This is a genomic window from Psychrobacter sp. K31L (assembly GCF_017942195.1).
Lineage (GTDB): Bacteria > Pseudomonadota > Gammaproteobacteria > Pseudomonadales > Moraxellaceae > Psychrobacter > Psychrobacter glaciei.
In genome coordinates this window covers 1-14,226 of record NZ_JAGKSC010000009.1, presented here as the reverse complement: position 1 = coordinate 14,226, position 14,226 = coordinate 1, and the positions used below count along the sequence as shown (strand labels likewise).

Here is a 14,226-nt window from a genome sequence, read left to right as displayed (position 1 = left end):
ATCAATAACCCGTTTAACTAATAATGTTTGCTTGTTATTAATTAAACGGGTTATTGATGGAACGAATTATTGATAAAACGTGCCTGCTCCTCTTTGATAGCAGCAAGTTTGGCCTCTTCACGTTCGACATCTGCACGCAGCTTTAGCAGTTGTTGCTTAAGATCATTTACTTCTTCCAGCTCAACGGGGTCAGGGACACTGTTGCCCGCCACATCATTGGCCCAGTCGCTGACATCATTAAAAGCACGTTTGGCACTATGACGCCAACTGCCTTTCAGCTGTGATATGAGCAGATGTAACTGACTCGCCATGGGTTTGCCGATGAAGGGTTCTAACTGGCCAGCGACATCTGGGTCAAAACCTGCCACCAACTGTTTCAGTTGCATCAGCACTTTATAGTCACCAGCGATAGGCAAGTTACCTTCAGTGCCTCGCATCAGGTTGAGCAGCTGGGCTGGGTTGTCTACGGTAATGATACAATCTGGGCGACTGTGACCGATACGCGCGCGCTCCATACTCGCTTTTTGGCGTTCACTCATGCGGCCACTTGGCTCAAACACACTGTCAGTCGTGACGGGCTCAAAACGCAAACGTTCATGGGTGAATAACACATCCAAATCAATCTCAGGCGACTTCATATTCAGCCGTAACACTTTGCCAGCCAATGGTGCTAGACCTGATTTGGTGATTTCATCGCTAGCAATGGCAAGGTTAATCAGCTTTTCGGCACCAGCCAAAAGTAACACAGTCAGCATAAGGCTCTCGCATATTTAATTGAGCGCCTTTAGAAAAGCGCATGGTTTGTCAGGGTCAGTGGTTACGACTATTGGGTGTTAGTATTTTTCTTTTATCGTTATGCTTTAAAGCCACGATGCACGGCGACGATACCAGCAGTAAGGTTATGATAATCACAATTTTCAAAGCCCGCTTGTTGCATCATTTGCTTCAGCGTTTGCTGATCAGGATGCATACGAATCGATTCAGCCAAATATTGGTAACTTTCAGCATCATTAGCAATCAGCTTACCCATAATCGGTAAGGCGGTAAATGAATATAAATCGTAGGCTTTCGATAATGGCTCAAACACAGGTTTTGAGAATTCCAAAATCAATAAGCGACCACCCGGCTTCAGCACGCGATACATAGATTTTAGAGCAGCATCTTTGTCAGTCACATTACGCAGACCAAAGCTAATGGTAAGCAAATCAAAGCTATTGTCATCAAATGGTGCTAATGTTTCCGCATTGGCAAGTACAAAATCGACATTATTGCAGCCAGCATTAATCAAGCGCTCACGACCAACTTCTAACATTGCCGCATTGATATCAGATAACACGACTTTACCGTTGCGACCGACTTCACGGCTAAAGACTTTGGCCAAGTCTCCCGTACCGCCAGCGATATCAAGCACATGCTGACCCGCACGTACGCCTGATAAGCTAATGGCATAACGCTTCCATAAGCGATGAATACCAAAAGACATCAAGTCATTCATAATGTCGTATTTTTTGGCGACTGAGGTAAAAACGTCGGCAACACGTGCTTGTTTTTCTGCTTTATTGACTGTTTTATAACCGAAATGCGTTTGCTCATTACCGTCAGTGTCGAGTGTGTGCGGGTTATTAATGTCATCACGCTGGTTAAAAAGCGTTTGCTTAGCGGTCTGCTCTTGTGCAGCGGCGCTATTGTTTGTAGAGTTGTTTGACATAGTGGTTTGTTGGCCTTGTGGCGTTCCAGTTGGTAAGTCTTGGACTTGCGTAAAATCATTGCTTTTTTTGACGTTAGCATCACTACCAGTATCAGTCATCGCATTAGGCACAGGACTTTGACGCGCTTTTACTTGTGCAGTGATATTTTGACTGTGAGTGATACTGTCTCTGACCAATTTATCTTGTAAATGACCATTAGTTGTGGTGTTGGTCGATAGCTTTTGATCAGAGTGAGCAGTGTTATTATTGGTATTATCGGTCATTGCATTATCCTATTGTTCACTTTTATGATTATTTGTTTGAGATGTTTTTTGAGTATATATATGGTGTTCGTTAACGAGTTTTTGCCAGTTAACTCAGTCTCTCATCAATCCTATGATACATCAAATGACAAAGGCTTACTGCCATTATCCGTGTCATGAACTTCGTCAATAATCTCAAGCTCACGTTCACAAAACGGCTCGATAAAATTGCTCACACTTTTGAGGGGTTTCATGGCCTTAAAACCAGTATCGATGAAGTCGTACAGTGGTTGAAAGTTATAGCGATAGGCGGTGCCTTTTGCTAGGGCAAACGCTTTTTTGAGCATAAATGAGTTCAAATGTTTGTCAGTGCGGTAGCAAACGTCTTTAAGAGTACCAATCTGGACACGGCGTTCATCCTCTTCATCGACAGTACGATAGGCGGCTAGCATATTGTCTTCGGTGACTGGTAAGTCTTGGGCAAGTAGCCATTGGGCCAAATGCAAGTCTAGCTCAATCGCTAAAATGGCTGCTTGAATGCCCATGCTGCCAGCTTCTAAAGCGGACTCTTTGGCAAGACGCTCAAGCTTTTTTGCTTTTGGCAAAATGCGTTCTAACTGTTCGGCCAATAACTTGAATTCATCGCCACCATATAACTGTGTCAGAAAATAGTCTGCCATCAGCTGGTTTTTTGGCTGTTCAAACAGCTCACTATGCGTACGTTGGAGTCGCGCTTGTTGCCATGCTTGCACTTCGTTGAGTTTGATATTCAATTCGGCGTCTTGATGATGTGGCAGCGCCCAAAAATTTGTTAAGTGCTGTTGTAAGTCGGTTAAAGCAGACATGGCGTAAAATCCTATATAAAAATAAAGATCATGATTAAGTTGAGAATAAAATGGTCAAAGTTATGCCGTTTTTGGTGCTTATTGTAATTTTAAGACTCTTTTAAAACATGCTCTCAAGATTGTGTTCACCTTAAAAGAAAATAAAGCAGAATACAAATGTCAAACTGTTACACAGCAGCGTTATTTACTGAATTGGTCGAATGCTATGATTAAGCTGACACGCTTTCAATCATAGGACGATACCAGTTATGAGCAAAAATAATAATACGACTGAACTTACAGCACCACAAGCGGTCAGTGCGCAATTTAGTGAGCAAGTGATCGAAGAGCGCTTAACGCCCAATCCACTGAGTCAGTTCTCGATGGATAAAGATGACCTTAGATTGGCACTGGTTACTGCCCAATATGCTCTACGCGCGACACGGCAACAAACGCCGCCACCTGCCAATCAGCCAACTGGGCTGTTGGTACTGGTTAATGGTATGGAGCAGGCGGGCAAGGGGACTGCTGTCAAACAGTTGCGCCAGTGGGTAGATCCTCGGCTGCTTAAGGTGGAGGCAACTATTGGTTATTGTCCCTTAGCGTATCAGCCGATGTGGCAAGCACATACCAAGGCGCTACCACGTCACGGTGACGTCATGGTTTATTTTGGCAACTGGTATGCTGATTTGCTTTACAACGTCATGCGTATGGCAGCAGACAACAAAGACGATGATAATTCGTCAAAAAATATTCAATTACAAGACAAAAAATCCGATAACGACAAAGTGCTACCGATTGCGAAATGGCAAGCGTATCTACAACGGCAACTTATTAAACTGCAAGCGTTTGAGCAAGACCTCGTTGCCAATCAAACCAGACTACTAAAATGCTGGTTTCATGTTGATATCGAAACGTTGCAAGAGCGATTAAATGACGATGAAGCCGATCCGCAGTTTTTGTATCAAATTGATTGGAATAATGCAGAGATTGTCGCTCAGTTTAACGAAGTAGCCGTGACATTGTTACGGCAACAGGACGATTGGGTCATCATCGATGGTGAAGATAAATCACAAGCTGCCGATCATTTTTGCCATGAAGTATTGCATGCGATGCAAACTGCACTTGTAAGTAGTCGAATAGACAGTAACGAAACAACAAAAAGTCAGTCCGAGTCCAAGACGCAAAAACCTGAGTCAAAAGTTAATCAGGAACCGTTTGAACCTGTGAAAATACCCAAGTTACTAACCGATATCGACGACTCAGACGTCAGTAAATCTGACTATCAAGAGGCATTGGCAGAAAAACAAGCTCGTCTTGCCGAATTACTACGTGCACGCAAAGGTCGTCATATTGTTTTTGCCTTTGAAGGAATGGACGCTGCTGGCAAAGGCGGGGCTATCAAAAGACTGGTGGCCGCGCTCGATCCGCGTGAATACCAAATTTATAATATTGGTGCGCCGATGCTATACGAGTCACAGCATCCTTATCTCTGGCGTTTTTGGACAAGGCTGCCTGACGAGCAAACAAATCGCATTAGCCGTATTGCGATCTTTGATCGTACTTGGTATGGGCGCGTGTTGGTTGAGCGTATTGAGCAGTTTGCGACTGATGCTGCATGGCAACGTGCTTATGATGAAATCAACCGCTTCGAGGCGGATTTGACCGAGGCAGGGACGTTGGTTATTAAATACTGGCTGGCGATTGATAAGAAAGAACAGCTTAAGCGCTTTGAAGCGCGCGAAGAAACACCTCACAAACAGTTTAAGCTCACTGATGACGATTGGCGTAACCGCGATAAGTGGTCAGATTACGTACAATCCGCCGCTGATATGCTGGTACGTACTGATACTGAATATGCACCATGGTGTGTCATAGCCACCAATGAGAAGCGTCAGGCGCGTTTGGATGTTTTAGACCATGTTATTAAACAGTTGTCAGTAGCATCTAAAAGCCAGTAGCTCTTTATTAAAATTGAGGGTTAATGGCGGTCTATATTGTCAGCCGTCTTTTCCAAGTGAAGTTTAGTGAAACATACTCGATCTAATCTGTCACTGATAAAGGGTGACATTGAAAGTACACTGTCACAGTTACAAATCTTGCAATATCATTATGCATTATGTGATTATATTTAATATAATAGGGGCACAATTGTCTCTGTTATGTCATATATTGCTTTAATAAGTGTGTATTGTATGATTTATACAGATATTTAAAAGATACTGTTGCCGTATCAGATATCGGTAGAACAGTAACATCGCCACAAATATAAGCCGCAAGATGCTGTAATCAGATGATTTAGCAATACCACTTGCGGCTTTGTGACATGTGGAGTGATGGGTTTTTGATAATGTATTAATAATTTGAATCAAACGTCAAACAGCAACAATCGATTCTAAGAGACGGCAGCAAAACAAACGTAAAGAGTTCATTGTTTAGAGAGCACGTTGCGCCTTTATATAATGCTATTTTAGTGCGGGATATTAAAACCTGCCTGTATAGCTGCGCAATATTACTAATCGCATATAATTCCAATCAGCTTACGCAGGACGCATCAACGTATGGGTATTAGCAGCAGTTCTACAGAGTCAGCTAAATCAGTTGGCTCCATGAGAATAAATCTATTTTTTGCCATTTTATTGGTTGCGATGACCAGCTACTTTTTGTGGTGGGGTCTAGATTACACGATGCGTCAGCAAACGACGCTATTTATTGTGGCGACCGCTTTTGGTGTCTTTATGGCATTCAATATCGGTGGTAACGATGTCGCCAACTCCTTTGGTACTTCAGTAGGCGCAGGGACGTTGACTATCCCGCAAGCATTGGGTATCGCAGCGATATTTGAAGTGTCAGGCGCTGTGCTGGCAGGTGGTGAAGTAACCGATACTATCCGAAGCGGCATTGTCGATCTAGATGGCCTCGCAGTCGAACCCAACCAGTTTATTTATGTCATGCTTTCAGCGCTCATTGCTGCCGCCTTTTGGCTGTTATTTGCCACCAAAAAAGGCTTACCTGTTTCGACCACACATGCGATTATTGGCGGCGTGGTTGGTAGCTCCATCGTATTAGGTATCACGTTAGGTGGTACCGAGATGGCATTATCAACCGTGAATTGGGGCAAGATTGGTACTATCGCCATCTCTTGGGTGCTATCACCGCTACTAGGCGGCGTTTTGTCTTATTTATTATATGGACAAATTAAGAAAAATATCATCGAGTATAATGATAAAACAGAGGCGCATATTGGCGAGTTAAAAGCTGATAAAAAAACCTTAAAACAAAACCACAAAGAATTTTTGGACGGTTTAACAGAATCAGAACAGCTGGCTTATACCTCAGCGATGTTACGTGACCAAGAAATCTACAAAGATGATGATTGCGTCGTTGAAGATTTAGAGACCGATTATTACAAACAGCTTTATGAGATTGAAAACGAGCGCAGTAACCTCGATACCCTAAAGGCATTGAAGCAATGGGTGCCTATGATTGCGGCTATGGGCGGTGCAGTCATGGCCTCTCTGGTTGTCTTTAAAGGTCTAAAGAACGTCAATAATGGTATGACGACGCTGCAAGGCTTTTTGATCATGGGGATGATCTCAGCGCTAGTATGGCTTGCGACCTATATTTATACCAAGAGTATCCGTGGTAAGCATAAAGAAGATCTGACCAAAGCCACCTTTATTATGTTCAGCTGGATGCAGGTATTTACTGCCTCTGCATTTGCCTTTAGCCATGGTTCAAACGATATTGCCAATGCAGTTGGTCCTTTTGCGGCGATTATGGATGTCATCCGTACCAATAGCATCTCTACCGAAGCGGCTGTACCCCCTGCTGTGATGCTGACCTTTGGTGTTGCTCTTATCGTTGGTCTTTGGTTTATTGGTAAAGAAGTGATTCAGACCGTTGGTACCAATCTAGCGAAGATGCATCCAGCTTCTGGATTCTCAGCTGAATTGGCTGCTGCTGCCGTTGTGATGGGCGCATCGACGATGGGTCTGCCAGTCTCAAGTACACATACCTTGGTCGGTGCGGTACTTGGCATTGGTATCGTCAATAGAGACACTAACTGGAAGCTTATGAAACCAATTGGTCTGGCATGGGTGATTACCCTTCCGGCTGCAGCTTCAATGTCTGCTATTAGTTATCTCATATTGATAAATATCTTTTAAGAGTAATGCTATAGAGCCCATTAATAAGGCTTGAATTAGAACCAAAAAATGCTTATCAGCGTGATGCTGATAAGCATTTTTTTATGTTGGATGCAGATTTACTCAGTGCCAAACTGCTGGCGTTTTTTGGCAAAAAAGCGATCCAAGCGATCCATCGCATTTTCTAAATCAAGCAAGTTTGGCAAGAACACCAAGCGAAAATGATCTGGTTTGTCCCAGTTAAATCCTGTGCCTTGAACCATCAATACGTTTTCTTCGACAAGTAAGTCCATCATAAAATCCATATCATCTTCGATAGGATAAACCTCAGGATCCATCTTTGGAAAACAATAAAACGCGCCTTGAGGCATGGTACAAGAAATACCTTTAATCGCATTGAGACGTGAGACGGCCATGTCGCGCTGCTTATATAGACGACCGGTCTTAGAGGTTAAGTCTTTCATACTTTGGTGACCGCCCATGGCTGTCTGAATCGCATACTGTCCTTGGACGTTAGAGCAAAGGCGCATGGATGCGAGCATATCTAAGCCTTCGATAAAGTCCGCTGCATGTTGCTTGCGACCGGATACCATCATCCAACCTGAACGAAACCCTGCAATACGATGCGACTTCGATAAGCCATTGTATGAAAGAACCAGAACGTCGTCAGTTAAAGTGCTCATTGGGGTATGCACATTATCATCATAGAGAATGCGATCGTAAATCTCATCGGCCATGATGATTAGGTCATGCTCCTTAGCGACTTCAATGATCTGCTTTAGTAGTTCATCACTATAAAGGGAACCTGTCGGATTATTGGGGTTAATAACCACAATGCCTTTGGTTTTGCTGGTGATTTTAGATTTGATGTCTTCGATATCAGGGTGCCAGTTGTCTTCTTCATTGCAGCGATAGTGTACAGCAGTGCCGCCAGCGAGATTGGCCGCTGCCGTCCATAATGGGTAGTCTGGCATCGGAATCAGCACTTCATCGCCATCATTCATCAACGCCTGCATGGTCATGACAATCAGCTCAGAGACCCCGTTACCCAAATATACGTCACGGACATCAACTGCCGAGAGCAGACCTTTAGATTGGTAATACTGCAAAATAGCTTTACGCGCTGAAAAAATTCCCTGCGAGTCCGAATAGCCAGTTGCTTCAGATAAATTCATCGCGACGTCGCGTAAAATCTCATGAGGGGCTTCTAGGCCGAACGGCGCTGGATTGCCCACATTTAACTTCAATATGCGTTTGCCTTCTGCTTCCATTTTATTGGCAGTCTGTAATAAGGGACCACGAATGTCATAGCAAACGTTTTGTAATTTATCGGATTTTTTTATCGGATTCATAGCATGACCATTTGTCAGATTGTTTGGTAAGTTTTTATTAGTATCAATGAAAGCAGTTGATGGCGTTTTGGTCTGATTTCTTTGTGTTTTCTGTGGTGTTATTGCGTATTGCATTTTTTCATCTTGAGGTGGGCTATTACTGTTAGGCGATGTGTCATCAGAGTTTTCATTTTGAAGCTCACCACGTAATAGATACCCTTCGCTACAGCCCAAAATACGTGCGAGGGTAGGGAGCTTGGATGAGACGATACCATTAGTACCACGCTCCCAGTTCGAGATAGCACCGCGACTCACCTTGGCACCAGCGGCGGTCATCGCTTGTGCTAGCTGCTCAGCGGTGAATCCTTTCTTACGGCGTAGTTGTACCAATCGTGCTGCTTGGGTGCTATTGTCATCCGACATGGTTTTTAGGCCTTTATTAACTGATAGTTTTTTAATAAGTAGATGAATTGAGGATTTTAATTAGACGCCAATGCAAGATATTATTGCATTGTTAGTCTTAATGCAAGAGGTTTTCAAATCACTTACACTTGTAAATGCAAGCTTTACTTGCATTGCTCCTTTTATGTATGACGCTCCCGACGATGATAGTCAACTGAATACATGTTTACCTATCAAAATTACATCTTTACTCACTCTAGTTTTAGAGTAATTTGATATATTTTAAACCAGATAAAACTCTATTTAACGACATACTTATTCCAAAATACAGGTATTACTACTCTAATATTCACCTTGAATAGTGAGTCGATAAGCAACAGATAGGGCACATCGTTTTCATAATGATATGGCGATAAAATAGTGACAGAGATAACAGATACTCTAATAAGGACAAATCATGCAAGACAATCAATTAAGTAAAGAAGAAATCAGCCAATTGACTGAAGCTGACTGGAAAGAGCGTTTGAGTGCTGACGAATATCATGTACTGCGTGAGAAAGGCACAGAGCGTCCATTTACTGGTGTTTATAATGATGCGACTGATGACGGTGTTTACCGTTGTAAAGGCTGCGGTGCCAGCTTATTTGATTCAACCAATAAGTTTGATGCAAGCTGCGGTTGGCCAAGTTTTGATCAAGGCATTGATAATAGCGCAATTGAAGAGCACGTCGATAATTCGCTAGGTATGACGCGCACAGAAGTAACTTGTAGCAACTGCGGCGCACATTTGGGTCATGTATTCCCTGATGGACCGAGTGAGACGACAGGCATGCGCTATTGCATCAACTCAGTATCTATCGATTTAGATAAGTCTGAGAAGTAAGTATTTAGATAATAGCAGTAATAGTAATGTGGAAGGGAAGTACAGAGTGCTTCCTTTTCAATAACATTTGCCGCTTATATGATTGAGAAAGTAAAAGTGTCAAATGAATACCCAAAACAACAAAAACCTCAATTTAAGGATAAATGATGAGTGCTATTTATGATTTTACGGCTGAGCGCATGGATGGTAGCCAGCAAGCGTTTTCTGACTATCAAGACAAGGTATTGTTAATCGTTAATACCGCGAGTAAATGTGGCTTTACGCCCCAGTTTGAAGGGTTAGAGGCGCTATATGAGCAATACAAAGATCAAGGATTGGTCGTTGTTGGTTTTCCTTGTAATCAATTCGGTAGCCAAGATCCAGGCACTAATGACGAAATTGGCGCGTTTTGTCAAAAGAATTATGGCGTCAGCTTTCCGATGATGGCAAAAATTGATGTCAACGGAGCAGAGGCTCATCCCATTTATGCATGGCTCAAAGAGCAAAAGGGCGGATTGCTGACAGATGGTATTAAATGGAATTTCACCAAATTTTTAATCGATAGTAAGGGTCAAGTGATTGATCGTTATGCACCAACGACCAAGCCTGACGCGATAAAAAGTGATATCGAGCAAGCACTAGCTAATAAATAAGCATGAAGTCTAGAAATATTGAATATTTATAAAAATATAAAATCAATAAAAACATATGCTTGTCATGATAGTGAATGAAATATCTCAAAAAGTGGTAAATACTGTTTGACACGCACATGTAAATCTATATAATACACACCCACAGCAGCAGAGCTTAGTGACAAACTAAAGAGCTCGGTTGATGTTGAATAAATTGCATAGCAATTGTTCGATGGGTGATTAGCTCAGTTGGTAGAGCGTCTGCCTTACACGCAGAATGTCGGCGGTTCGAATCCGTCATCACCCACCACTTATTTAGCGAAGTGGGCCTCTTCATAAAGGTAAAGTGCTAAAGAGACCTAAGCAGCGGTAGTTCAGTTGGTTAGAATGCCGGCCTGTCACGCCGGAGGTCGCGGGTTCGAGTCCCGTCCGCTGCGCCATATTTAAAACGAATTTAAACTATAAAGTTTAAGCAAGTTTCACCTCAAACATTAGATTGTTTGGGGTTTTTTTGTGTCTGTATTTTCTCTTAAAGCCTTTATAGATAAAGGTTGTCTATTTTGGCTCTATTAACTCTTAAAAAATGGTCTACTCTTTAGTGTTGTACTCGCTATAATTTTACGTTCATGAAGTCTACTTTTTGAAAATCAGTGACCAAGTGATCGGTGACCAAATGGTGACCATTTTGTGACCAAGATTATTGAGAGTTGGTAGGAGCAACTGATACCTAGAATTTATAAATACAATCAATTGAAACGGTTGAAGTGGTCAGTTAATTTCTAAATGGTGAAGGGTTTCATTAAAGTAGCGCTTCTCTTTTCATTTAGTAGTAAAGAATCATCAAAGCTTTGCAATCTCATGCTTTAATAGTAGTCTCAAATATAATCATTGATAGCGCTCATGATTTCAGCGATATCTTTGGGCATCAATTTTTCCTTGCAGCATCTAAATAGTCTCACAGTGGCTCATTACTCCAATAGTTGCCTTTTTCGGCTCATACACTACTTAGCAAACCTCTCCCTAGTATAATGTGTACCTTAATAGCGTAGCACAAATAAACCACTTGATTAGTAGTAGATAGATTACGGTATAGAATACTGTTATGCGTTCTGTGCGCCTTCTTATTATGCTTATCCCGTATTTATTTACCCAGCCCCATTTACTTCAAAAGAGTAAGCATAGTGGCGTAAATAATATTTCAGCCTAACATCATATTCATTACTCAAAAGAGTGCGTGCATTTACTTATCGGTTAGCTGTTAAACTCTTGGAATACTTGGAATACTTGGAATACTTGGAATACTTGGAATACTTGGAATACTTGGAATACTTGGAATACTTGGAATACTTGGAATACTGCTGCGCTGAGATTGTCAGATAATCTGAAGTCTTTCCAACTGTAGTGGTCAACTAATTTAGGACATCTGATAAGAGGTTTTTATTGAAGTAGCGTTTCTCTTTCTCTAGCGGTGTTAAATAATTGTTGAAAGTATGCGGTCTTACCGTTTGGTAGTAGCCCCAGATATAATCGCTAATAGCACTTGATGCTTCAACTATATCCTCGTAGCCACTCTTTGGCATCCATTCTGTCTTAAAGCTTCTAAAGAAGTGCTCAGTGGGTGCGTTGTCCCATGAGCGAGGATTAGCAAAGCACTGCTTTGTCCGAGTGCAAGACGGAGAGCTATGCCCGTAGTGGATTACCACGACGGCTCATACTTTGTGTCATGCCCCCACAATCAGCTATCGCGTCAGCGAACTTCTCACTGGTGTAGTGCGACCCTTGATCAGAATGAAACAGCACACCGCTTGGTTTAAGTCTAGTGTGATACGCCATCTGTAGCGCTGAGCTGGTTAAGAGACTGTTGGGAGAGTCAGAGAAACTAAAGCCAACCACACGTCGAGCAAACAGGTCTAGAACAACAGCTAAGTAACACCAGCCACCTTTGATACGAATATAAGTCACATCACCTGTCCAAACTTGATTAGGCGCATCTGGGCTAAACCTGCGGTCTAATATATTATCATGGGTTCTATGCGCTTGATCAGCGTGCTTGTACTTATGAGACTTAAGCTGGCAACTGACCAAACCTATTTGCTTCATAAGCTTAGCAGCTAAGTAGCGCGTCAACCTAATGCTATGCTCATTCCATAGCATGGCGATAATGGTGCAAGTGCCTGCTGACTGCTTTGATTCATTGAATACCTGACATATCAAAGCTTTAAGTTTGATACGCTCAACATCAATAGGCTTAGTCTGTATGCCATAGTAGTAACTACTTCTCACTACACCGAACAGGTCGCACAGCTTACACTTGCTTAATCGTTTGTCCTGCTCTACAAGCTTACTTATCAGTAGTAGCTTTTGAGACTGTCTGATGCCAGTAGAGCTGAAGACTCACTCGAGCATAGCTCTCGTCTTGCGTCGGGACGAAGCAGTGCTTCGTTTTATCCCTCCTCATTTAAGATGTCGCGCTCCATGGTCAATTGCTTAACTTGTTTGCGAAGCGCTTGTAGCTCTCGTTGTTCATCGGTGAGTGCCAAACCTTGAGTTGGTGTAACCTCCAGCTGCTCTTTTTTATACTTGCTTACCCAGTTATCTAGAGTAGATGCGCCAATCCCTAACGACTCTGCCACTTCTGCAATCTTACGCTTATGGTCAATCACTAAGCTGACGGCTTCTAACTTGAATTCTCGGGTATATTCTCTGCGTTTGGTAGTCAAGCTGGTTATCCTCTTTGGGGTAGTATAACCGCTTATGCGCTGTCCAATTTTATTATGCCACTACACACCTTCCAGCCGACAATGATATGGGTAAACATATCAACAATAAAAGCAATATACACCTATCCGCTAGTCGTCTTGATATAAGTGAAGTCTGCAACCCATAACTGGTTAGGAGGATAATCGTTAAAATTATGATTGACCAAGTCATCAGCACGCTTTTGGCCATCTCGGCTGCGAGTTGCTATTTTCACTTCACTGGGCTGTAAGCATTACAAATGCATATTCCTTTATTAACCATTCGACAGTAAAGCAAGCACCCTATTAGCCATCAGCTTTCATTTTCTGCAAGACTTTGCGTGGTACTGCAACAGTATTTATTACCCTGCCAGATCCGCTTATTTTAGTGATATAAAAGTAGTTATTCTGATTGCGTTGTGAGTGATTTTCAAGGCAGCTCTCCAAATCTTTAGCATGGAAATAGGCTGATGAGGCAGTCAGTATTATTTTGCAGATCGACTCAATCCCATGACTATTTTTATAATCCTCAATAAAATTGACTGCCACTTTATCGGACGGCCCGTCTTCGCCTGGCCGAAAAAAACAGCAGTCTTGCGTATAATTTCGTTGGCTTGTTTGAGCTCTTTATAGACTATTTCTGACTTTGGACTTGTACCAAAGTATGAATTTTTTTGTCTACATGTTTCTTGTGTCATGAATGCAGCATTTAAGGCGTGCAGCAGTTTTTGAAGCTATAGCTTGAATAGCTGAACATATAGAAGGATGTTCATTTATTATTTCAGTTAGCACACGAATGGCACGCTCTTTAACCTTGGGAATATAAGTTTGTCTTTTCATTGTCGTGTTCTCCCAGAGTTTTGGTTCTCCGATAATACCAAGGCGTTTCAAGTGAATTATTTATATAGATAAAATTGGATATAAATTTGAGGCAATAAGATTTCATAGCTATACGCCAATTGGTAAACCACGGATTGAATATCATGACTAGCAGTCAAAAAAACTGAATAATCTTATTGGTACTTTGTATAAAAAGATACTGTTTGTCCTTAAAAATGTTTATAAGAATATGAGTTGGGCTGTACAGATAGTACAAATACACATTTATTTCAAGTCTAAAAATATAAGGTGTAATTTTTGTATAAATTGGAAGTACTGCTTTGCTCTAGCACAAGATGTGAGTTGCTCTCTACCGGCAAAAGAAATGGGCACAGGTTAAATTTCCACACAATGATAGATTAAGAACAACTTGGATAAACTATAGTCAGTTCTTTATAAATAAGATACAATCGTTTTAAAACAAGCGAAATGGCAGAAGAACACATGACCTATTCAGCA

At 41.9% G+C, this 14,226-nt stretch carries 12 protein-coding genes and 2 tRNA genes; 6 read left to right on the top strand and 8 right to left on the bottom strand.

Translation table 11 applies throughout. From position 1 onward, the window contains the following. Positions 1-50 precede the first annotated feature (50 nt). From J5X94_RS12245 to J5X94_RS12235, 3 genes are all read right to left on the bottom strand, one after another. Positions 51-755, bottom strand: a complete 705-nt coding sequence (locus tag J5X94_RS12245; RefSeq protein ID WP_010199305.1) for a ubiquinone biosynthesis accessory factor UbiJ — start codon at positions 753-755, stop codon at positions 51-53. A 98-nt stretch (positions 756-853) separates the two neighbouring features. Continuing rightward, complete coding sequence (gene ubiE, locus J5X94_RS12240) at positions 854-1,972, bottom strand: bifunctional demethylmenaquinone methyltransferase/2-methoxy-6-polyprenyl-1,4-benzoquinol methylase UbiE (protein ID WP_210541424.1); 1,119 nt, start codon at positions 1,970-1,972, stop codon at positions 854-856. A gap of 110 nt (positions 1,973-2,082) precedes the next feature. Then, a complete protein-coding gene (locus J5X94_RS12235) occupies positions 2,083-2,796 on the bottom strand; it encodes an FFLEELY motif protein (RefSeq protein WP_201593032.1) in 714 nt (237 codons plus the stop codon). A 248-nt stretch (positions 2,797-3,044) separates the two neighbouring features. On the opposite strand from J5X94_RS12235, the gene J5X94_RS12230 reads away from it, so the two are divergent. Both J5X94_RS12230 and J5X94_RS12225 read left to right on the top strand, forming a co-directional pair. Further along, the gene (locus tag J5X94_RS12230; RefSeq protein ID WP_210541423.1) at positions 3,045-4,736 is read left to right on the top strand and encodes an ATPase; all 1,692 of its coding nucleotides are present in this window, start codon (positions 3,045-3,047) and stop codon (positions 4,734-4,736) included. A 600-nt stretch (positions 4,737-5,336) separates the two neighbouring features. Continuing rightward, entirely contained in the window at positions 5,337-6,944 is a 1,608-nt protein-coding gene (locus J5X94_RS12225; protein WP_210541422.1) for an inorganic phosphate transporter, read from the top strand. 98 nt (positions 6,945-7,042) lie between these two features. Here the strand turns inward: J5X94_RS12225 and J5X94_RS12220 are convergent, their stop codons facing one another. Continuing rightward, entirely contained in the window at positions 7,043-8,677 is a 1,635-nt protein-coding gene (locus J5X94_RS12220; RefSeq protein ID WP_210541421.1) for an aminotransferase class I/II-fold pyridoxal phosphate-dependent enzyme, read from the bottom strand. Positions 8,678-9,113: 436 nt separating this feature from the next. Here J5X94_RS12220 and msrB point away from each other — a divergent pair, with 436 nt between their 5' ends. The 4 genes from msrB (at position 9,114) to J5X94_RS12200 (ending at position 10,590) form a co-directional block, all read left to right on the top strand. Next, on the top strand, positions 9,114-9,539 hold the full coding sequence (msrB, locus tag J5X94_RS12215; protein WP_010199314.1) for a peptide-methionine (R)-S-oxide reductase MsrB: 426 nt from the start codon (positions 9,114-9,116) through the stop codon (positions 9,537-9,539). Between the two features lie 146 nt (positions 9,540-9,685). Further along, entirely contained in the window at positions 9,686-10,171 is a 486-nt protein-coding gene (locus J5X94_RS12210) for a glutathione peroxidase (RefSeq protein ID WP_210541420.1), read from the top strand. Positions 10,172-10,384: 213 nt separating this feature from the next. Then, a tRNA-Val gene (locus J5X94_RS12205) sits at positions 10,385-10,460 on the top strand. A 53-nt stretch (positions 10,461-10,513) separates the two neighbouring features. After that, positions 10,514-10,590, top strand: a tRNA-Asp gene (locus J5X94_RS12200). Between the two features lie 969 nt (positions 10,591-11,559). Here the strand turns inward: J5X94_RS12200 and J5X94_RS14090 are convergent. From J5X94_RS14090 to J5X94_RS12180, 4 genes are all read right to left on the bottom strand, one after another. Then, complete coding sequence (locus J5X94_RS14090; RefSeq protein WP_210541419.1) at positions 11,560-11,853, bottom strand: integrase core domain-containing protein; 294 nt, start codon at positions 11,851-11,853, stop codon at positions 11,560-11,562. Further along, positions 11,831-12,499 carry an IS3 family transposase gene (locus J5X94_RS12190; RefSeq protein ID WP_323128912.1) on the bottom strand — a complete coding sequence of 223 codons (669 nt, stop codon included), beginning with the start codon at positions 12,497-12,499 and terminating at the stop codon, positions 11,831-11,833. Before J5X94_RS12190 ends, J5X94_RS14090 begins: the two co-directional genes overlap by 23 nt. 95 nt (positions 12,500-12,594) lie before the next feature. Then, on the bottom strand, positions 12,595-12,870 hold the full coding sequence (locus tag J5X94_RS12185) for a transposase (protein ID WP_210541418.1): 276 nt from the start codon (positions 12,868-12,870) through the stop codon (positions 12,595-12,597). Positions 12,871-13,566: 696 nt separating this feature from the next. Beyond that, positions 13,567-13,728, bottom strand: a complete 162-nt coding sequence (locus J5X94_RS12180) for a hypothetical protein (protein ID WP_210541417.1) — start codon at positions 13,726-13,728, stop codon at positions 13,567-13,569. Positions 13,729-14,226: the final 498 nt, after the last annotated feature.